Source organism: Streptomonospora wellingtoniae (genome assembly GCF_031845375.1).
GTDB lineage: Bacteria > Actinomycetota > Actinomycetes > Streptosporangiales > Streptosporangiaceae > Streptomonospora > Streptomonospora wellingtoniae.
Map to the genome: position 1 here is coordinate 12,945 of NZ_JAVREK010000034.1, position 18,864 is coordinate 31,808.

At 72.8% G+C, this 18,864-nt stretch carries 15 protein-coding genes; 6 read left to right on the forward strand and 9 right to left on the reverse strand.

Features of this window, described 5'->3' with window-relative positions:
• Window positions 1-62 precede the first annotated feature (62 nt).
• Window positions 63-995, forward strand: a complete 933-nt coding sequence (locus tag RM446_RS23070) for a glycoside hydrolase family 16 protein (RefSeq protein WP_311547529.1) — start codon at window positions 63-65, stop codon at window positions 993-995.
• Window positions 996-1,134: 139 nt separating this feature from the next.
• Here the strand turns inward: RM446_RS23070 and fahA are convergent, their stop codons facing one another.
• The 6 genes from fahA to RM446_RS23100 form a co-directional block, all read right to left on the reverse strand.
• Window positions 1,135-2,364, reverse strand: a complete 1,230-nt coding sequence (fahA, locus tag RM446_RS23075) for a fumarylacetoacetase (protein WP_311547530.1) — start codon at window positions 2,362-2,364, stop codon at window positions 1,135-1,137.
• Window positions 2,365-2,463: 99 nt separating this feature from the next.
• Window positions 2,464-3,435, reverse strand: coding sequence for a hypothetical protein (locus RM446_RS23080; RefSeq protein WP_311547531.1), 972 nt, complete (start codon window positions 3,433-3,435; stop codon window positions 2,464-2,466).
• Window positions 3,432-4,634, reverse strand: coding sequence for a homogentisate 1,2-dioxygenase (locus RM446_RS23085; RefSeq protein WP_311547532.1), 1,203 nt, complete (start codon window positions 4,632-4,634; stop codon window positions 3,432-3,434). The genes RM446_RS23080 and RM446_RS23085 overlap by 4 nt, the downstream gene beginning before the upstream one ends.
• Complete coding sequence (locus RM446_RS23090) at window positions 4,609-6,312, reverse strand: FAD-dependent monooxygenase (protein ID WP_311547533.1); 1,704 nt, start codon at window positions 6,310-6,312, stop codon at window positions 4,609-4,611. The genes RM446_RS23085 and RM446_RS23090 overlap by 26 nt, the downstream gene beginning before the upstream one ends.
• A 35-nt stretch (window positions 6,313-6,347) precedes the next feature.
• Window positions 6,348-7,310: an MBL fold metallo-hydrolase gene (locus RM446_RS23095; protein ID WP_311547535.1), complete on the reverse strand. Its 963-nt coding sequence runs from the start codon at window positions 7,308-7,310 to the stop codon at window positions 6,348-6,350.
• A gap of 166 nt (window positions 7,311-7,476) precedes the next feature.
• Entirely contained in the window at window positions 7,477-8,775 is a 1,299-nt protein-coding gene (locus RM446_RS23100; protein WP_311547536.1) for an MFS transporter, read from the reverse strand.
• 200 nt (window positions 8,776-8,975) lie between these two features.
• Here RM446_RS23100 and RM446_RS23105 point away from each other — a divergent pair, with 200 nt between their 5' ends.
• The 4 genes from RM446_RS23105 (at window position 8,976) to RM446_RS23120 (ending at window position 15,533) form a co-directional block, all read left to right on the forward strand.
• Complete coding sequence (locus RM446_RS23105; protein WP_311547537.1) at window positions 8,976-9,947, forward strand: LysR family transcriptional regulator; 972 nt, start codon at window positions 8,976-8,978, stop codon at window positions 9,945-9,947.
• Between the two features lie 159 nt (window positions 9,948-10,106).
• Window positions 10,107-11,837 carry a DEAD/DEAH box helicase gene (locus RM446_RS23110; protein WP_311547538.1) on the forward strand — a complete coding sequence of 577 codons (1,731 nt, stop codon included), beginning with the start codon at window positions 10,107-10,109 and terminating at the stop codon, window positions 11,835-11,837.
• An 885-nt stretch (window positions 11,838-12,722) separates the two neighbouring features.
• Window positions 12,723-14,651 carry a tetratricopeptide repeat protein gene (locus RM446_RS23115; RefSeq protein WP_311547539.1) on the forward strand — a complete coding sequence of 643 codons (1,929 nt, stop codon included), beginning with the start codon at window positions 12,723-12,725 and terminating at the stop codon, window positions 14,649-14,651.
• 366 nt (window positions 14,652-15,017) lie between these two features.
• Window positions 15,018-15,533 (forward strand): DUF6879 family protein, encoded by a 516-nt coding sequence (locus RM446_RS23120; protein WP_311547540.1) that lies wholly within the window; start codon window positions 15,018-15,020, stop codon window positions 15,531-15,533.
• A 75-nt stretch (window positions 15,534-15,608) separates the two neighbouring features.
• Here the strand turns inward: RM446_RS23120 and RM446_RS23125 are convergent, their stop codons facing one another.
• Complete coding sequence (locus tag RM446_RS23125; protein ID WP_311547541.1) at window positions 15,609-16,070, reverse strand: nuclear transport factor 2 family protein; 462 nt, start codon at window positions 16,068-16,070, stop codon at window positions 15,609-15,611.
• A gap of 86 nt (window positions 16,071-16,156) precedes the next feature.
• Between RM446_RS23125 and RM446_RS23130 the strand changes: the two genes are divergently transcribed.
• Entirely contained in the window at window positions 16,157-16,717 is a 561-nt protein-coding gene (locus RM446_RS23130; RefSeq protein ID WP_311547542.1) for a TetR/AcrR family transcriptional regulator, read from the forward strand.
• A gap of 103 nt (window positions 16,718-16,820) precedes the next feature.
• On the opposite strand, the gene RM446_RS23135 is transcribed toward RM446_RS23130, so the two are convergent.
• Window positions 16,821-17,213: a 3'-5' exonuclease gene (locus RM446_RS23135; protein ID WP_311547543.1), complete on the reverse strand. Its 393-nt coding sequence runs from the start codon at window positions 17,211-17,213 to the stop codon at window positions 16,821-16,823.
• A gap of 333 nt (window positions 17,214-17,546) precedes the next feature.
• Window positions 17,547-18,746: an MFS transporter gene (locus RM446_RS23140; RefSeq protein ID WP_398695765.1), complete on the reverse strand. Its 1,200-nt coding sequence runs from the start codon at window positions 18,744-18,746 to the stop codon at window positions 17,547-17,549.
• Window positions 18,747-18,864: the final 118 nt, after the last annotated feature.

Here is an 18,864-nt window from a genome sequence, read left to right on the forward strand (position 1 = left end):
GTGTCACCCCGCTGCGGCCACTGCCGCGCGCGGGCCGGTCGGCGTCCGGATCGGTCTGAAGAATGAACACCGAAACCCCCCGGAAGAGCCGGCGCCGTCGCGGTCCGCTGATCAGCGCGGCCGCGGTGGCCTGCGCAGCGGCGACGGCCGCGGCCGGGCTCATCGCCCTGAACACCTCCGACGGCGGCGCCGGCACCGCCGAGGCCGCGCCCGCCGCCGCAGGAAACGCCGCCAAGGCCGCCGGCGCCGGCGCGCTCATCTGGAGAGACGAGTTCAACCGGCCGGCCGGCACCGCCCCCGACGGCGGCAAGTGGAACGTCGAGGTCAACGGCGACGGCGGCGGCAACGGCGAACTGCAGTACTACACCAACCGGCGCGACAACCTCGCCCACGACGGCAACGGCAACATGGTCATCACCGCCCGCAAGGGCAACCCGGGCGACTACCAGTGCCACTACGGATACTGCCAGTACACCTCGGGCCGGATGAACACCGCCGGCAAGTTCGAGCACGCCTACGGCCGCTTCGAGGCCCGCATCCAGATCCCCATCGGCCAGGGCATCTGGCCGGCCTTCTGGATGCTGGGCAACGACCTCGGCCAGGTCGGCTGGCCCAACAGCGGCGAGATCGACATCATGGAGAACATCGGCAGCCAGCCCGCCGACGTGCACGGCTCGCTGCACGGCCCGGGCTACTCCGGCGGCAACCCCATCACGGGCTCCTACTACCACCCGCAGGGCTGGGCCTTCGCCGACACCTTCCACACGTTCGCCGTGGAGTGGAGCCCCAACAGCATCACCTGGTTCGTCGACGGCAACGCCTACCAGACGTTCACCCCCGCCGACACCCGCGGCAACCCGTGGGTCTACGACCACCCGTTCTTCATGATCCTGAACGTGGCCGTGGGCGGCTCCTGGCCCGGCGCCCCCGACGCCAGCACGCAGTTCCCCCAGCAGATGAAGGTCGACTACGTGCGCGTCTACGACCTCGGCTGATCGGGACGCCTCAGCTGATCCGGGACGCCCCGGATCAGCCGGGGCGACCCCCGATACCGTGTCCGCGTCCCCGGGCCGGGGCGCCTCGCCTCGCGCGTGCGCCCCGGCCCGGGCCGCGTCGCGGCCGCGTGCTGTCCGCTCAGCCCTGCGCGGGCAGCACACGCCCGACGACCTCGCCGAACCCGATCACCGCGCCGCCGGGCCCCGGCGCGCTCGCCGAGATGGAGACGGTGTCGCCGTCCTCCAGGAACCCGCGGGTGCCGCCGCCGGGCAGCTCCAGCGGCTCGGCGCCGTTGAAGGAGAGCTCGATCAGTGACCCCTGCTCGCCGGGCCCCGGGCCACTGACCGTGCCCGAGGCGTAGATGTCGCCGGTGCGCAGCGATGCGCCGTTGACCGTGAGGTGCGCGAGCTGCTGGGCCGGCGTCCAGTACATGGCCGAGAACGGCGGGCGCGAGACGGTGTGGCCGTTGAGCCGCACCTCCAGCCGCAGGTCCAGCCCCCACGGCTCGCCCGCGGCGTCGCGCAGGTACTCCTGGGGCTCGGGGTCGCGCTCCGGCGGCGCCACGCGGGCGTCCTCCAGGGCCTCAAGGGGAACCACCCACGGCGACACCGACGTGGCGAAGGACTTGCCCAAGAACGGCCCCAACGGAACGTTCTCCCAAGCTTGCAGGTCGCGCGCGGACCAGTCGTTGACCAGGAACACCCCGAACACGTGCTCGGCGAAGGCCGACACCGGCACCCGGCCGCCCCGCGGAGCGGGCGCGCCCACGACGAACCCGACCTCGGCCTCGACGTCCAGCCGCGCCGACGGCCCGACCTCCGGCCGCTCAGCGGACGGCGGCTTGCGCTGGCCCATGGGCCGCACGATCTCGGTGCCCGAGACCACCACGGTGCCCGAGCGGCCGTGGTAGCCGATGGGCAGGTGCTTCCAGTTGGGGGTGAGCGGCGGCTGGCCGGGCCGCAGGATGCGGCCCAGGTTGGCCGCGTGGTGCTCCGATGAGTAGAAGTCGACGTAGTCGCCCACCTCGAAGGGCAGGTGCAGCCGCACGCCCGAACGTTGGGCCAGGTGCGGGCGGAGCGCTTCCTCGTACGCGGGGTCGCTCAGCCACGCCGTCAGCGTCGAGCGCACCGCGCGCCAGGTCTGGGGCCCCCGGGCCATCAGGGGGTTGAGCACCGGGGCGTCGGCGGCCTCGGCGAAGGGCGCGTCGAGCGCGTGGGCGGCCGCGGCCAGGTCGAGCACCCACTCGCCGACGGCCACGCCGACGCGGGGGCGGCCGCCGTCGGCAGGGCTGAAGACGCCGTAGGGCAGGGTGGCCGGGCCGAAGGGGTCGTCGGGGGCGACGCCGAGCCAGGTCTGGGGAACGCGCACGGATGGGGTCCTCTCGGGTCGAAGGTGCGGTCGGCGGCCGCGCCGCACCCGCTGCGGGGGAGGCGCGGGCGGGGGATCACTCCGGCGGAGGCGGCATGATCACTCCAGTACCGCGGGTGAGAGCAGGCCGAGGGCGACCAGGTCGCCCAGCGGCTCCAACACGCTGCAGGTACCGAACGAGGAGAACAGGCCGCGGACGGTGCCGGCCTCGTGCGCGTCGAGCGCGGCCGCCGCTGCCGCCGCGCGCGCACCGTCGCGCAGCGCCAGCACCCCGGCGGCCTCCGCGCGGTCGCCGCTGCGCAGCGCGGCGTGCACTGCCAGCAGCACGTTGAGGAACCCGTGGTGCTCGAATCCGGTGCGGGGGTCGGTGTGCCGGACGGCGTGGTGCAGCCCGGCGGTGCACTTGAGTGCCCGGCCACGCTCCGCGGCGGCGCACAGCGCACCGGCAAGCTCGTCCTCGCCGGGGAAGGCGTCGGCCCGGGTGCCGCCGGTGCGCAGCTTGGCACGGTGCGCGGTCCCCGTGAGGGCGTCGAAGCACCGGCGGGGGTCGGCGCCGCGCGGCAGCTCGACGTAGCCGGTCGCGTGCCGGGGCAGGTGCCGGTCGAGCGCGGCGGCCGCGCGCGCCACGGCCGCGGCGGCCCCGCCTCCGTCGGCGCCGCTTCGGCCGCCGGCGGCGGCCGAAGCGGAGGCGACCTCGACCGCGACCGGCTCGACCGCGGGCAGCGCCGCGGCCGCCTCCAGTGCCGGCCCCAGCCCGCCCGGCCCCTCGGGCACGGTGACGCACACCGCCAGCGGCGTGCCCGGGTGCTCGCGCAGGGCCCGGCCCAGCTCGGCCAGGCGCCCGGCCGCCACGACGAACGGCCCGGTCAGCGGCGCCTGCGGGCCGAGGCGGTAGCGCAGGTGCGCGCCCACGGCCTCGGCCATCGGTGCCTCGCCCGGCGGGAACAGCGCGGCGTCGTCCAGCAGCGCTGTATACAGCGGAGGCGGGCCGGCGGGTGCGGCCGCCCTGGCCGCCCCGGCGGCCGCCGCCTCACCCGCTCGGCCGCCGCCCTGTGCGCGTCCCGGGCTCATTGCGGCCTCCGGCCGCCGGCCCACGTCCACGCGTAGCCCGGGTCCTCGGCGGCCTGGCCGCCCTCGCCCAGATCCAGCGGTCGGAAGGTGTCGACCATGACGGCCAGCTCCTCGAACGCCTGCACGCCCACGCTGGCCTCGTAGGCGCCGGGCTGGGGCCCGTGGGAGTGCCCGCCCGGGTGCAGCGAGATCGATCCCCGGCCGATGCCCGAGCCCTTGCGGGCCTCGTAGTCGCCGCCGCAGTAGAACATGACCTCGTCGGAGTCGACGTTGGAGTGGTAGTAGGGCACCGGGATCGACAGCGGGTGGTAGTCGACCTTGCGGGGCACGAAGTTGCAGACGACGAAGTTGTGCCCCTCGAAGACCTGGTGGACGGGCGGCGGCTGGTGCACGCGCCCGGTGATGGGCTGGAAGTCGGCCACGTTGAACACGTACGGGTAGAGGCAGCCGTCCCAGCCCACGACGTCGAAGGGGTGGGCCGGGTAGGTGTAGCGGGTGCCGGCGATGCCGCCGGCGCCGCTGCCGCGGTGCTTGATCAGCACGTCGACGTCGCGGCCCTCGGCCAGCAGCGGCTCGGACGGGCCGCGCAGGTCGCGCTCGCAGTAGGGCGCATGCTCCAGGAACTGGCCGAACCGCGACAGGTACCGCTTGGGCGGGGTGATGTGGCTGTTGGCCTCGATGGCGTAGGCGCGCAGCGGCTCGCCGCCCTCGGGGACCCACCGGTGCGTGGTGGCGCGCGGCAGCACCACGTAGTCGCCCTCCCCTGCCTCGACGGCCCCGAACACGGTCTCGACCGTGGCACGGCCCGACTCCACGTACACGCACTCGTCGCCGATGGCGTTGCGGTAGAGGTCGGAGGGCTGCCCGGCCGCGACGTAGCTGATGCGCACGTCGTCGTTTCCCAGCACCAGGCGGCGCCCGGTCACCGCGTCGGCGGACTTCCAATCCTCGCCGAAGAGCCCGTGCAGCTTGAGATGGCGCGGCACGAGCGGCGCGTTGGGCGTGCGCGCCTGGTCGGGCACCTCCCACGGGCGCGCGTCGACGATCGCCGACGGGATGTTGCGGTGGTACAGCAGTGAGGAGTCCGACGAGAACCCCTCCTCGCCCATCAGCTCTTCGTAGTACAGCCCGCCCTCGGGCGTGCGGTGCTGGGTGTGCCGCGTGGGCGGTACCTCACCCACTCGCCGGTAGTACGCCACCGTCCTGCTCCTCTCCTGGTTGCCGAACCCGCCCGGGGACGGGTGCGGCCCCGCCCAGGCAGGTCTCGACGGCCGCGGTGACGGCCGCCGTGTCGTCCTCGTCGCAGACCGCGGCGATGTGGGCGTCGGGGCGCAGCAGCCACACCTCGCCGGAACGGGCGTCCAGTGCGGCGGCCAGCGCGCCCGTGGGGTCGGCCTCGGCGAGGACCAGGGCGCTGACCGGGGCGGGTGTGGCCCGCTGCGCGGCGGCTCGGGCCGCCCGCGCGCCCCGCGCGCTGGACGCGAGCACGGTGACGCCCTCGCGCGCCAGGGTGCGCAGCCGGGTGATCTCGGGCCGCCCCGCGAGGCTGAGGGGGACGTCGGGCACGAGCACGCCCGGACAGGGCACCGGGGGTTCGCCGCGCGGCGGGCGACCGGGGAAGGGCCGGCTCGCGCACGGGGTGGTCAGCGCCGATTCGGTGTAGTAGAAGGCCTCGAACAGCCGCCCGGAGTCGACCCGCGAGGCCGCCCGCGGGTCGGCGGCCGCGCTCTCCAGCACGCTCAGCCGGTGCGCGTGCTCCCGGGGGGTGCGGGGGACCAGGAAGCGCATGGTCGCGCCGGTGATCTCGGCGTTGTCGCGGGCGGCGGCCAGCCGCTCGGCGGCGTAGGTCTCGACAAGGCGCGGGTCGGCCCAGCCTTTGAGGGCGAACGCCAGCTTCCAGGCCGCGTTCTCGGCGTCGTGCACCCCGGAGTTGAGGCCGCGCGCACCGAACGGGGCGACCAGGTGCGCGCAGTCGCCGGCGAGCAGCACCCGGCCGGCGCCCATCGGATCGGCCACCCGTGTGTGGAACCGGTAGACCGAGTGCCACACGATCTCGTAGGGGCGGTCGCCGATGATCTGGCGGATGCGCCGGTCGAGCCCGCCTTGGGCCTCCTCGCGCTCCAGGTCGAAGTCGGGCGGCACCTGCCAGTCGATGCGGAAGACCGAGTCGGGGCAGGGGTGGATGAGGATCTGGCGGCCCGGGTTCCATCGCGGGTCGAAGTAGAACCGCCGCTCCCGCTCCCAGCCGGGCAGGTCGGCCCGGATGTCGCAGATGAGGAAGCGGTCGTCGAAGCTGGCTCCGCCGAAGTCGGCGCCGACCGCCTCGCGTGCCACCCGCCCGTGCGGGCCCAGGCACGCCAGCGCGTAGGAGCCCCGCAGCTCGACGTCGCCGGAGGGGGCCGCGCACCGCACCCGTACGCCGGAGGCGTCCTGGTCGATGGCGGTGACTTCGTGGTTCCAGCGCACAGCCAGCCCGGCGGCGGCCATGCGCTCGTCCAGAATGCGCTCGGTGCGGGACTGCGAGAGGTTGACGAACGGCGGCAGCGGCGAGGCGCCGCGGTCGCGCAGCCGGACGCTGAACAGCTCGCGGTCGCGGTAGAAGGTGCGGGCGGTGTCCCAGGTGAGCCCTTCCTCGGCGACCGCGTCGGCGCCCAGGGTCGCCCAGACGTCGAGCACGTCCCGCTGCTGGACGATGGCCTTGGACCCCGCGGCGGCGCGCTCGGGGCGGGCGTCGACGACGGTGACCGGCACGCCCCAGCGCGCCAGGAGCAGCGCCGCGGTCTGGCCGACCGGCCCCGCGCCCAGCACGAGCACGGGTTCGGGCGCCGCGCCCGGGTCGGCGGGCGGAGCGGGGGGCGGGACGGGTGGCTCGGGCATGTCGCCTCCGTTCGCTCGCTGTCTCCGGCGGGCGCTCAACTCTGGAGCCGGTCCCAGACCTCGCGGTCGCGTTCGGCGGTCCAGACCACGGGGCGCTCGGTCCCCGACAGCTCGTCCCACAGCCGCGAGACGTCGAAGGGCAGGCAGTGCTCGAAAATGGGCCAGTGGCCGTAGCCGTCGACCAGGGCGGCGTGCGCGGCGGCGAAGGCCTCCTTGAGGGTGCCGCCGCGCGCGTGCACGGCGCCCACCTCGACGATCATGGTGCGGAGGAAGTCGCGGGTCTGGGCGACGGCCGCGTCGACCGCCTCGCGTCCGCGGGTGACGGGCCCGCGCCCGCCGACGAGCGCCTCGGCCCGCAGAGCGGCGACGCCGTCGAGGGTGGAGCCGGCCCAGTCGTAGTGGAAGGCGTCGCCGGTGTAGAGCGCGGCCTCGGCCTCGACCAGGTCGCCGGCGAAGAGGATGCGCTGCTGGGGCAGCCAGGCGACGATGTCGCCCTCGGTGTGGCCGCGGCCGAGGTAGCGCAGCTCCAGCCGCCCGCGGTCGCCGCCCAGCTCGATGGAGGCGCGGTCGGACAAGGTCATGGTGGGCCAGGTCAGGCCGGGCACCGAGTCGGGGTCCTTGGCCAGGCGCGGCATGCGGCCGAACTCGCTGGCCCAGTCGGCCTCGCCGCGCTCGGCGATGAGCCCGCGGGTCTTCTCGTGGGCGACGATCACGTCGGCGCCGAAGGCGCTGGCGCCCAGCACACGTACCGCGTGGTAGTGCGAGAGCACCAGGTAGCGCACCGGCTTGTCGGTGTGCTCGCGCAGCCGCGCCAGCCACTCGCGTGCGGCGGTGGGCGTCGCGAGGGCCTCGAAGCAGACCAGGAAGTCCTCGCCCTCGATCGCGCCGATGTTGGGGTCGCCCTGGGCGGTCAGCGCGTAGACGCCGTCCGCGAGGACCTCCAGGGTCTGCTCCTTCTCGCCGAGGTCGGCCGAGGACGCGAAGGGTTTGGCTGCCATCGGGATCTCTCCTCCTGCTGCGGTGCCGGTGCGGGCCGGTGGGCCGCGCACGGCGGTCGGTGTGTGCGGGTCGGATCGGTGCCGGGTGCGGGTCCCGGGTTCGGGCGGGTCTTCGGATCCGCATGCGGGTACGGGTTCGATTGGAGCCGATCGGGGCGCGTCGGGCTCAGCGGCGCGCCGGTCGCATCAGCGCCGCCAGACAGGCCAGGCTGAGCAGGCACACCGCGAACAGGTAGCCCGTGACCGGCCAGGACGACTGCCACGCCGCGTACAGGGCGGTGGCAGCGGTGGGCGCCAGGCCGCCGCCCAGGATCGAGCCGATCTGGTAGCCCAGCGACGCGCCGCTGTAGCGCACCCGGGCGCTGAACAGTTCGGAGAACAGTGCGGCCAGCGGCCCGTAGGTGGCGCCGAGGAAGAACGCGGTGCCGACCATCGCGACGAGGATGAGCCCGGTGCCGGCGGTGTCGATGAGCGCGAAGAACACGAGCACCCAGGCGGCCAGGCCCACCGATCCCGACAGCAGCACCCGGCGCCGGCCGAATCGGTCGCTCATGGCCGACGCCCAGGGGATGGCCGCCAGCCAGACCACCGCTCCCGCCAGAGTCAGGCCCAGCATCAGGCTGCGGTCCAGGCCCAGCACGGTGGTGGTGTAGGACAGCGCGTAGGCCATGAAGATGTAGCCGACCGTGTTGTTGCCGATGAACGCGCCCGCCGCCAGCAGCACCTGCTTGGGGTTGTGACGCAGCACCGAGGCGATGGGCATGCGCTCGCGCCGGCCGCTGCGGCTGACCTCGACGAAGTCGGGGCTCTCGGTGATGCGGAAGCGGATGAACAGGCCCACGGCGACGAGCACGGCGCTGAGCAGGAACGGCACCCGCCAGCCCCATGCGAGGAAGGCGTCGTCGCTGACGACCGCCGACGTCGACAGGAACACGAGATTGGCCAGGATCAGCCCGCCGGGCACACCCATCTGCGGGAAGCTGCCGTAGAAGCCGCGCCGTTCGGGCGGGGCGTGCTCGACCGCCATCAGCACGGCGCCGCCCCACTCGCCGCCCACGCCCAGGCCCTGCACGAAGCGCAGCGCCACCAGCAGCACGGGCGCCCACACGCCGATGTCCTGGTAGGTCGGCAGGAGTCCGACGGCAACGGTGGCCGCACCCATCATGATCAGGGAGGTCACCAGCATGGACTTGCGGCCGACCCGGTCGCCGAAGTGGCCCATGACGATTCCGCCCAGCGGGCGGGCCAGGAAGCCGACGGAGAACGTGGCGAAGGCGGCCAGGGTTCCGGCCGCCGAGGAGAACTCGGGGAAGAACAGCGGTCCGAATACGATCGCGGCGGCGCTGCCGTAGATGAAGTAGTCGTACCACTCCACCGCGGTGCCGATGAAGCTGGCGGCGGCGACCTTGAGCGGGCGGACGGGGGCCGTGCTCGCGGCCGCGGGCGCGGAGGGGGCGGGGGTCATGGGCGGCACCTCGCAGAACTCGGCGGTCCGCCCGGTGCGGGCGAGCCGGCTAGCGGGTCGACGGTCCGGACTTGCCGGTTGCCGCGGTGCCCGATCGGCGGATCCGGGCGCGCTCGGGCGCGTCCGGTGTGCCTCGGGCCACCGCTCTCCCTCTAGGGTGATCCCCATCACTGCATTGGTAAAGCATAGGAAACTTGGGAGTGGCATCAGTGGAACTTATGAGTGGTGCTCCGCGGTTCTCTCTGCGCCAGCTGGCCTACTTCGTCGCGATCGCCGAGGCCGGAACGATCAGCGAGGCGGCCCAGCGCCTGCACATCTCCCAGCCGGCCGTGTCGCTGGCGCTCAACGACCTGGAGCGCGCGCTCAAAGTGCAGCTGTGCGTGCGGCGCAAGGCCCACGGCGTCACGCTCACCCCCACCGGTACCCAGGTGCTGCACCGCGCGCGCCGTCTGCTGCGCCAGGCCGAGGATCTGGAGGGCGAGGCGGGCGCGGGCGAGGGTGCACTGGCCGGGGTGCTGTCGCTGGGGTGCTACGTCACGCTGGCGCCCACGGTGCTGCCTCCGCTGCTCCAGGGGTTCTCGGCGCTGCACCCCGGTCTGACCGTGGACTTCGCCGAGGACACCCAGGACGTACTCCAGCGGCGCCTGCTCAGCGGCGAGCTGGACCTGGCGGTCATCTACGACATGGACGTACTGCCGGAGATGGAGCGCGCCGAGCTGTTCACCATGCGCCCGCACATCCTGCTCCCCGCCGACCACCCCCTGGCCGAGCGGGAGTCCGTGTCGCTGCACGAGCTGGCCGAGGAGCCCATGGTGCTGCTGGACGCGGCGCCAAGCTCGCACCACGCGCTGGGGCTGTGCCACTCCTTCGGCCTGGTGCCGCGCGTGCGCTACCGCCCCACCAGCTACGAGGTCGCCCGCGCGCTGGTCGGGCGTGGGATGGGCTTCAGTATCCTGGTTCAGCGCCCCTCCAACGACCGCACCTACGAGGGGTTCCGCGTGGCCATCAAGGAGATCGCCGAGCCCGTTCGCACCGAGGCGGTGCTGCTGGCCTGGCCGCGCGCGGTGGCCCTGAACCGCCGCGCCGAGGAGTTCCTGCGCTACTGCCGCCGGGCCGCGCTGCCCGCCGGCGCCCGGCCGGAGCCGTTCGAGTCGCGGGAGTCCGAGGCGTAGGCGGCCGCCGCCGCGGGAAGCGGCACGGTGAGGGCGATCGCACGGCCGCATGCGCCCGCCCGGGGTCCGCGAAGCGCCCGGGAAGTGGGAACATTCCCTGGCGGCGTCTGCCGCCGACACCGACCAGTTCACGCCGTAGCCCGCACGAGGAGTCCCATCATGGCCACCACCGACGCCGACGCCGACGCCGTTCCCGGCTTCGCCGACCTTCCGCTGCGGGAGGAGCTTCTCGGCGCGCTCGTGCGGCTCGGCTATGAGGAGCCCACTCCCATCCAGCGCGAGGCCATCCCGCACCTGGTCGAGGGGCGCGACCTGCTCGGCCAGGCCGCCACCGGCACCGGCAAGACCGCCGCCTTCGCGCTGCCGATCCTGCAGCGCATGGCCGAGCGGCCGGAGGGGCGCGAGGGTGCGGCTCCGATGGCGCTGGTGCTCGTGCCCACCCGCGAGCTGGCCGTGCAGGTCTGCGAGGCGGTCCACCGCTACGGCCGCGACATGGGCGTGCGCGTGCTGCCCGTCTACGGCGGGCAGCCCATCGGCCGCCAGATCCGCGGGCTGGAGCGCGGGGTCGACGTCGTGGTGGCGACCCCCGGGCGGGCGCTGGACCACCTGGGCCGGGGGACCCTCGACCTGGGCGACCTGGTCATGACGGTGCTCGATGAGGCCGACGAGATGTTCGACATGGGCTTCGCCGAGGACATCGAAGCGATCATGGAGGAGATTCCCAAGGGCTGCCAGACGGTGCTGTTCTCGGCGACCATGCCGCCGCGCATCGAGCAGATGGCCAGCGGGAACCTCACCGACCCGGTGCGCATCCAGATCGCCCGCGAGACCCGCGAGGTCGGCGAGGCGCCGCTGGTGCGCCAGAGTGCCTACGTGGTGCCGCGGGCGCACAAGCCCGCCGCCATCGGGCGGCTGCTGGACGTCGAGTCGCCCACCGCCGCGATCGTGTTCTGCCGCACCCGCGAGGAGGTCGACCAGCTCACCGAGGTTCTCAACGGGCGCGGGCACCGCTCGGAGGCACTGCACGGCGGGATGAGCCAGGAGCAGCGCGACCGCACCCTGGGGCGGCTGCGCGCCGGAACCACCGACCTGGTCGTGGCCACCGACGTGGCGGCGCGCGGGCTCGACATCGAGCACCTGTCGCACGTGGTCAACTACAACGTGCCCTCGGCGCCCGACTCCTACGTGCACCGCATCGGCCGCGTGGGCCGGGCGGGCCGCGAGGGCGTGGCCATCACGCTGGTGGAGCCGCGCGAGCACCGCATGCTCAAGAGCATCCGCCGGGCCACCGACTACACGATCACGGTCGAGAAGATCCCCACCGTCGCCGACATCCGGGCCCGCCGCCTGGAGCTGACCAGCGGGGCGCTGCGCGAGTCGCTGCTCGACGACGACGCCGAGGACGACCGCGAGCACTTCCGCGTGGTGGTCGAGACGCTGGCCGACGAGTTCGACGTGATGGAGGTGGCGCTGGCGGCGGTCAAGCTCGCCCACGAGTCCACCGGCGGCGCGGTGGACAACGAGGAGGAGATCCCCGAGGTCAGCATCAAGCCGGAGCAGAAGGACAAGGGCCGCGGCGCCCGCCGCGAGGGGGGACGGCGCGGCGAGCGCGACGGACAGCGGGGCGGCCGCGGGCCCGCCGGCGGGATGACGCGCCTGTTCATCGGGGCCGGCCGCGGCGCGAAGGTGCGACCGCAGGACCTCGTGGGTGCGATCACCGGGGAATCCGAGCTGCGCGGCCGCGACATCGGCCACATCGAGATCGCCGAGCGCTTCTCGCTGGTGGAGGTGCCCGACGGTGCCGCCGATGACGTCATCTCGGCGCTGAAGAACACCACCATCAAGGGCCGAAAGACGATCGTGCGGCGCGACAAGGACGCCAAGCAGTAGGGCGGCCGACAGGCCGCCGGAGGCGAACAGCGGGAGGCGGGCCGGTCGCGGGTGGCGGGGCCAGCGGGCCGGGTTTCGGGCCGGGCCGCGGGGCACCCGCCGGCGGATCCGTCCCCCGCCGGCAGGCCCCGACCGCGCGCCGGTCCGCGTTGCGGCCGACGATCGGGACGAGCGTGCCATGCGGGTACGACATTCGGCGCGGCGCGGCGCCGCAGGCGTCGGTCACGGCGGGCAGGCACAGCGCGAGGTGGCTGAGGATGCAGATGGCCGACGTCAGGCCCGCGCCCTCGCCGGAGCCGACCGGCGGGAGCACGGTGCGAAGCGCCCCCAGGAACCACGCCGAAGCCGACCCCGGCCAACACCGCCCCCGAGAAGAAGAGCGCGCCCAGACCGGCGCGCACCCCGGTCGGCGTGACCGCGACCCCGGCGCCCAGTGCGGGCGCTCCCTTTCCGGTCGCGCCCAGGACGGTATGCGCTGCCGCCACGGGGAAACCTGAAAGGCAAACGCCCGCACACCCGATCTGCGTCCGACCCACCGGACCCCACCGCAGTCCGCTCACCCCCGGATAGCGAGCGATGGAACGCGAAGACGACACTCGCGACGCACCGTCCCCCCTCGATGTCCCGAACGCAGCCGCTGCGGAGGTCCGCAACGACGTCCGGGGGGACACGGGCGCCGTGGTCCAGGCACACGCCGTTCACGGCGACGTTCATGTGACAACCGGCGCTCCCCGGGGCGTATCCGTACCCCGCCAACTTCCGCTCGCGCTCACCGGGTTCGTGAACCGCAGGCCGGAGATCGCCTGGCTCGATGCCCCGGCCGCGGCCTTCCCAGGCCAGGGCGCGGCGGCGGCCGTCCAGCCGGACGGGGCAGGGAGTGTTTCCATGATCGACGGAGCCCCCGGAGTCGGCAAGACAGCGCTGGCGCTCCACTGGGCACACCGGGTCCGCTCCCACTACCCGGACGGCGACCTGTACGTGAATATGCGCAGCCACGGCCCCGGCCCGCGGCTGGACGCCCTGGCGGCCCTCGGAGCGCTTCTTCAGGCGCTGGGCGTACCGGCGGACGGAATCCCGCTCGACCTCGACAGCAGGGCGGCCCTATACCGCACCCTGCTCGACCGCAAGCGCGTCCTCGTCCTCATCGACGACGCCGTCTCGCCCGCCCAGGTCCGTCCGCTTCTGCCGGGTTCACCATCCTGTCGGGTCCTGATCACCAGCCGCAGCACGCTTGCCGGCCTTGTGACGCGGGAGGGAGCGCGACGCATGGACCTGAGCACGCTCACCGCCGAGGAATCCCTCGCGCTGCTCCGAGCCAATCTGGGCGACGCCCGAATGGACGCCGAGCCCGAGGCTGCACTGGCCCTGGTGTCCCACTGCGCGCACCTGCCGCTAGCGCTGCGTGTGCTGGCCGAACTGCTGTCGAGTCGTCCCGGCTCAGCACTGAACGACGTCGCCGCAGAACTTGCGGCCGAGCACGAGCGCCTCGACACTCTCATCACCCCCGAGGACGAATTGAGCGACATCCGCGCGGTCTTCGCCGCCTCCTATACCGCTCTGCCTACCGAATCCGCGCGGCTGTTCCGTTCTCTGGGTGCCCATCCGGGGCCCGACTTCTCGGTAGCGGCGTGCGCCGCGGGGGCGTCCCTGTCCCTGCGCCGAGCGCGCACGATCGTCGACGGGCTCGCCCGGGCGAACCTGGTGCAGCGCACCGGCCACGAGCGCTACCGGATACACGATCTCCTGCGCGCCTACGCGACCGAGCGCCTCGACGACGAGGAACCGGTCGGCGAAGCCGACACGGTCCTCGGGCGGGTCACCCGGTGGTACCTGCGCACCGCGACCAACGCGGTACTGGCGTGGGCCCCCGCGTTCCGACCCGTCGAGATCCCCGGAGAAGACTCGTCAGTGGACGCTGCGAACTTCGATGAACCCGCAGCCGCGCTCTCCTGGTTCGAGCAGGAACGCCCCAACCTCGTGCGCGCGGTACAGGCCGCGTTCGACCGCGGTATGCACGATCTCGCGTGGCGGATCCCCGCCAACACCTCCGGCCTCTTCGAGATTCACCGGCATTGGCACGAGTGGCGCGGGATCCAGCAGGTCGGCCTCGAATCAGCCCGGATCCTGGGCCACAGCGAGGGACAGGCGCGCAACCACCTCGCCTGCGCCACAGTCAACCTCCTACTCGACGACGCCGAAGCTGCGCTGGAGCATTACACGGCCGCACAGGACTTCGCACGCGAGGCGGGCTCGCCTTGGATCGAGGGCTTCGCGCTGCGCAGACTCGGTGCGCTCCGCTGGGAGCGGGACGGCGACACCGAGGGCCTGGATCTGATCGACCGGGCGATCGCCGCATTCCGCGCGGCGCACGACCGGCGGGGCGAGGGTATGGCGCTGCTCAGCCTCGCCGAATACGAGCGGTCGATCGACCGAACCGATGCGGCCCTGGAGCACTGCCGCACCGCGATATCCCTGTTCGCCGAGACCGGCGAGCCCTTGAGCGGCGCCTACGGCCGTTCTTCGTTGGCCCGAGTCCTGACCGACACCGGGTCGCACACCGATGCGGTCGGCGCCTACGCGGAGGCGCTGGAGGTGTTCCGTTCCCTGGAGGACCGGGACAGCGAAGCCGCCGCGCTGACCGGAATGGGTAGGGCCTACGCGACGCTCGGCGACAACGGAAAGGCGCGGCACCATCTCGGCGCGGCTCTGGACATCCTGCGCTCCTTCGAGGACCCCCGTGCCGCCGACGTCGAAACCGCGATCGGCCGCCTCGGCGCCCCTGAGGACACTGGGGAAACTGGAGACACCCTCTGAAGCTCGTTTCGCCTAGCCGAAAAACGAGTCGGCCTATGCGCGCTGTTGACGGCCGACTCGCCCTGGGTAAAAGTTGAGAAGGTGACTTCGATCGGATCAACATGGGGAGCGGGTAGCCATGAGACTGCGGTTTCTCGGGATAATTCCGGGCACTCCGGCGACAGACTCACCCACCATCTGGCTGGACGAGGACACGGGAGATCTGATGATCCAGTCCTACAGGGCCACCGACGAAGAGACGCAGGCGTGCCAGGAGATCGGTTCGATCCCCGGACATTCCACAGAGGTACCGAGCCACGAAAAGATCGTCCGCCTTCCGGAGGTAATGCGCCAGTACATCCCGAACCCCGGCAGCGAGTAGTAGAAATGGCACATCCCGTCCTTGACGGCCTGGCAAAGGCCCAGCACTCCGCCGTCCATCTGGAGATGCGTGACGCGTACCAGCCCAGCGACCCGGAGTTCATCGCGTGGCAGAGCGGCAAGCGCCTCGACCCCTCTGCCGACCGGGAATCGTGGTGGAATCCGTTTCTGGACATTGTGGCCGAGACGACGGGGCGCGGCGTGGTGATGCGGCGGGCGCGCATCGTATCGGAACCGGTTACCGACTACATCAAGTACGAATACGACGTCACGTTCCCGAATGTCGCTGCCGGGGAACTGGTGCGGTGGCTTCCTCGGCGCAATGCGGCCGACATCGCACTTCCCGGTTCCGACCTGTGGATGTTCGACGACTCCACGATATCCTTCACGTACTTCTCCGGAGTCGGCGAGGTGGTCGACCGCGAAGTGCGCACCGAACCGGAGGTACTGTCCCTGGTCCGTTCGGCGTTCGAGGCGGTATGGGCGCGCGCCGTTCCGCACGAGGAGTACAAGCCTGCGTGAAACTCGGCGCGGCCGCTCGGGGCCCGCGGACCCGGTGTCCCTCGGCCCGTCGGCGAAGCCGGAGGGCGGAACCGCTCACTGGAGCGGTATGTCGAGGCCCTGCTCACCCTCCGGCCGGGGACCGAAGATCCTGCGGTCGGCCTCGGCGATCGCGATGTCGTTGATGCTCGCCTCCCGGCGCCGCATCAGGCCGTTGCCGTCGAACTCCCACAGCTCATTGCCGTAGCTGCGCCACCACTGGCCTGCGGCGTCGTGGCACTCGTACTGGAAGCGGACCGCGATGCGGTTGCCGTGGAAGCTCCACAGGCTCTTGCGCAGGGCGTAGTCCAGTTCCCGCTCCCACTTGGCCCTCAGGAACGCCGCGATCTCCTCGCGTCCGGTGAGGAACCGGTCGCGGTTGCGCCAGACCGAGTCCGGCGTGTAGGCCAGGGCCACGCGCTCGGGGTCGCGGGTGTTCCACGCGTCCTCGGCGGCCTGGACCTTCCGCACCGCGGCCTCGTCGTCGAACGGCGGGTACGGAGGACGGGTCTCGGGCACGGCAGCCTCCCACGATGGAGAACAAGTGTTCTCGACAGGTGCGGCTACGCTAGGGAACGGTCGTTCTCGATGTCAAGGAGTCTGTGATGCCGGCCCCGATCAGCGCGGAGCAGCACCGCCTGGACCGCGAGGCCCTGCTGGACGCCGCCGAGTCGCTCTTCTACGAGCGGGGAGTCCGAGCGGTCGGGATGGACGAGATCCGTTCGGCGGCCGGTCTGCCGCTGAAGCGGATCTACTCCCTGTTCGCCACCAAGGAGGACCTGGTCGTCGCGATGCTCCGGCGGCGCGACCGGCGGTGCCGAGCGAGCCTGGCCGAGCACGTGGAGCGGCTCGACGACCCGCGCTCCCGGGTCCTGGCGGTCTTCGACTGGCTCGGCCGGTGGTTCGCGGAGCCGGGCTTTCGCGGCTGCGCCTGGGTCAACGCGCACGGGGAGCTCGGCTCGTCCTCCCCGGCGGTCCTCGACGAGGTCCGCTCGCACAAGCGGGCGTTCCACGACCAGATCGCGGCCTGGGTCGAGGCGGCGGGCAGCACGGCCGTCGAGCCGGTGTACCTCCTCGCCGAGGGCGCCATCGTCACCGCGGGCATCACCGGCGACGCCGCGTCCGCCCGCGACGCGCGAGCAGCGGCCGAGGCCCTCCTGCGCTGAACCTCCGGCGGCCGCTCCGGGGCAGAGCGGATCCCCGCGCGGAGGGGGCGTGCTCTTCGCCGCCGGGCGGGCCACGCCACCGCCCGGCGCTGTTGCCCGCAGTTCAGGCGATCTCCGCCTCTTCGATGAACTCGCTCGGCGTGCCGTGCCACGACACGTGCAGGCGGTCGCGCGCCCGTGTGCAGGCGACGAACAGCAGGCAGCGTTCACTCATCATGTCGGTCGCGTGCTGGATCGGATCGACCTCCTGCGGGGTGACGGCCTTGGCCAGGGGCAGCGCCCACTCGCACACCCCGGCCACCGCCACGCAGCGGAACTCCAGGCCCTTGAGCGCGTACCAGGAGCCCACCCGCACGCCTTCGGTGTCCGGTTTCGGATCGGAGCTCAGCAGCACCGAGGCGAGCCCTTCCTCCTTCAGGGCCTCCTTCACCTTCTTAGCGGGCGCGTGGAAGCGGACCGTGACCGCGATGTCGGCCGGTTCGATGCCGGCGTCCACCCACGCCCGGACCCGCCGAACGAGTGGCGGAGAAACGGGTCCGCAACTGCGACTGCGGCCCGGAGACCTCCCGCTACAGCTGCCTCCGCAATTACCGCAATCAGCACTTCCACGACCGGCTACGGCGAGACGCCGCGCTGCAGGCGTTGGATTCGCTGATCTAGGGCGGCAACCACCGAACATCACCGTCGATCTTGTAGCCATCGCAAACGGAAATCGCTTTCCTTTACGATAGCTACAAGATCGACGGGCCACCGGTTCCTCCGGCGGCCCCCGGGCCCGGGCCCGGGCCCGGGGGCCGCCGGTCGGTTCCGGAGCGGCCGCCGCGCGCGGTCAGCGAGCGGAGCCGCTGCCGGCGGAGACGAGGTCGGCTTCCGGCGGGCCCGGGTCCTCCCCCGCCGCGTGCTGCGGGCGGGGGCGGTCGAGGCGTCCGGCGGCGAGGGCCAGCGACAACCCGAACCCGGCCATCGCGGCACCGGCCAGGGCGGGGGCGCCGTAGCCCAGACCCGCGCCGATGGCCGCGCCCCCGATCCAGGCGCCGATTGCGTTGGCGAGGTTGAACGCCGCGTGGTGGGACGCGGAGGTGAGGGTCGGCGCGTGCTCGGCCTTGACCATCAGGAACACCTGGATGACCGTGGCGGTCGCGAAGCAGGCCATTCCCAGCAGGAGGACCGCCAGCGCCGCCGTCCACGGGTTGCGGGCCAGGAAGGAGAACGCCAGCAGTACCAGCGCCAGCGAGGCGAGGGTGCCGTAGACCGAGGGCCGCAGGGCGCGGTCGGCCATCCGGCCGCCGATGAGCGAACCCAGCGTCATCCCGACCCCGAACAGGGCCAGCACGCCGGTCACGCCCGCTTCGGTGTAGTCGGCCAGTGCCTTCATCGTCGGAGCAATGTAGGTGTAGACCGCGAACACCCCGGAGCAGCCGAGCACGATCGTCAGCAGGCCCAGGACGACCTGCCGGTTGCCCAGGCCCGTCAGCTCGTGGCGCAGCCGGACGCCCTCCGGCTTGGCCAGCCTGGGTACGCAGAGCGCGATTCCGGCCACGGCGACGAGCCCGATGGCCGCGACGACCCCGAACGTGGCCCGCCAGCCCAGCTCCTGGCCGAGCCAGGTGCCGACGGGCACCCCGACGATGTTGGCGATGGTCAGTCCCAGGAACACGCGGGCCACGTTGCGCGCCCGCCGCCCCGGTTCGGCCAGCTGGGCCGCCGCGACGGCCGCGGCGCCGAAGTAGGCCCCGTGCGGCAGCCCCGTCAGCACCCGGAAGCCGAGCACGGCGCCGAACTCCGGAGCCAGCGCCGTGAGCAGGTTGCCGACGGCGAACATGCCCATGAACAGCAGCAGCGCGCCGCGGCGCGGCAGTCTCGTGCTCAGAACGGTGAGCAGCGGCGCGCCGATGACGACGCCGATGGCGTATCCGGCGATGAGGTTGCCGGCCGTCGACTCCGACACGTGCAGATCGGCGGAGACCTCGGGCAGCAGCCCCATGATGACGAACTCGGTGGTTCCGATGCCGAAGGCTCCGATTGCCATGGCGAGCAGGGCGAGGCGCATGGGTGGGCTAGGCCTTTCGCTTGCGATGAATTCACGCGGTTCAGGGGCCCGCTGCCGGTGGCACGGCACGCGGGCGTGCGGGCGGGGGGCGTCGGGG

What these genes read in the sequence shown, in the direction of transcription:
- RM446_RS23140 (WP_398695765.1), bottom strand. Translation starts at nt 18,746, where the DNA reads ATGGCAATCGGAGCCTTCGGCATCGGAACCACCGAGTTCGTCATCATG.
- RM446_RS23100 (WP_311547536.1), bottom strand. Translation starts at nt 8,775, where the DNA reads ATGACCCCCGCCCCCTCCGCGCCCGCGGCCGCGAGCACGGCCCCCGTC.
- RM446_RS23095 (WP_311547535.1), bottom strand. Translation starts at nt 7,310, where the DNA reads ATGGCAGCCAAACCCTTCGCGTCCTCGGCCGACCTCGGCGAGAAGGAG.
- RM446_RS23070 (WP_311547529.1), top strand. Translation starts at nt 63, where the DNA reads ATGAACACCGAAACCCCCCGGAAGAGCCGGCGCCGTCGCGGTCCGCTG.
- RM446_RS23130 (WP_311547542.1), top strand. Translation starts at nt 16,157, where the DNA reads ATGCCGGCCCCGATCAGCGCGGAGCAGCACCGCCTGGACCGCGAGGCC.
- RM446_RS23115 (WP_311547539.1), top strand. Translation starts at nt 12,723, where the DNA reads ATGATCGACGGAGCCCCCGGAGTCGGCAAGACAGCGCTGGCGCTCCAC.
- RM446_RS23110 (WP_311547538.1), top strand. Translation starts at nt 10,107, where the DNA reads ATGGCCACCACCGACGCCGACGCCGACGCCGTTCCCGGCTTCGCCGAC.
- RM446_RS23080 (WP_311547531.1), bottom strand. Translation starts at nt 3,435, where the DNA reads ATGAGCCCGGGACGCGCACAGGGCGGCGGCCGAGCGGGTGAGGCGGCG.
- RM446_RS23090 (WP_311547533.1), bottom strand. Translation starts at nt 6,312, where the DNA reads ATGCCCGAGCCACCCGTCCCGCCCCCCGCTCCGCCCGCCGACCCGGGC.
- RM446_RS23120 (WP_311547540.1), top strand. Translation starts at nt 15,018, where the DNA reads ATGGCACATCCCGTCCTTGACGGCCTGGCAAAGGCCCAGCACTCCGCC.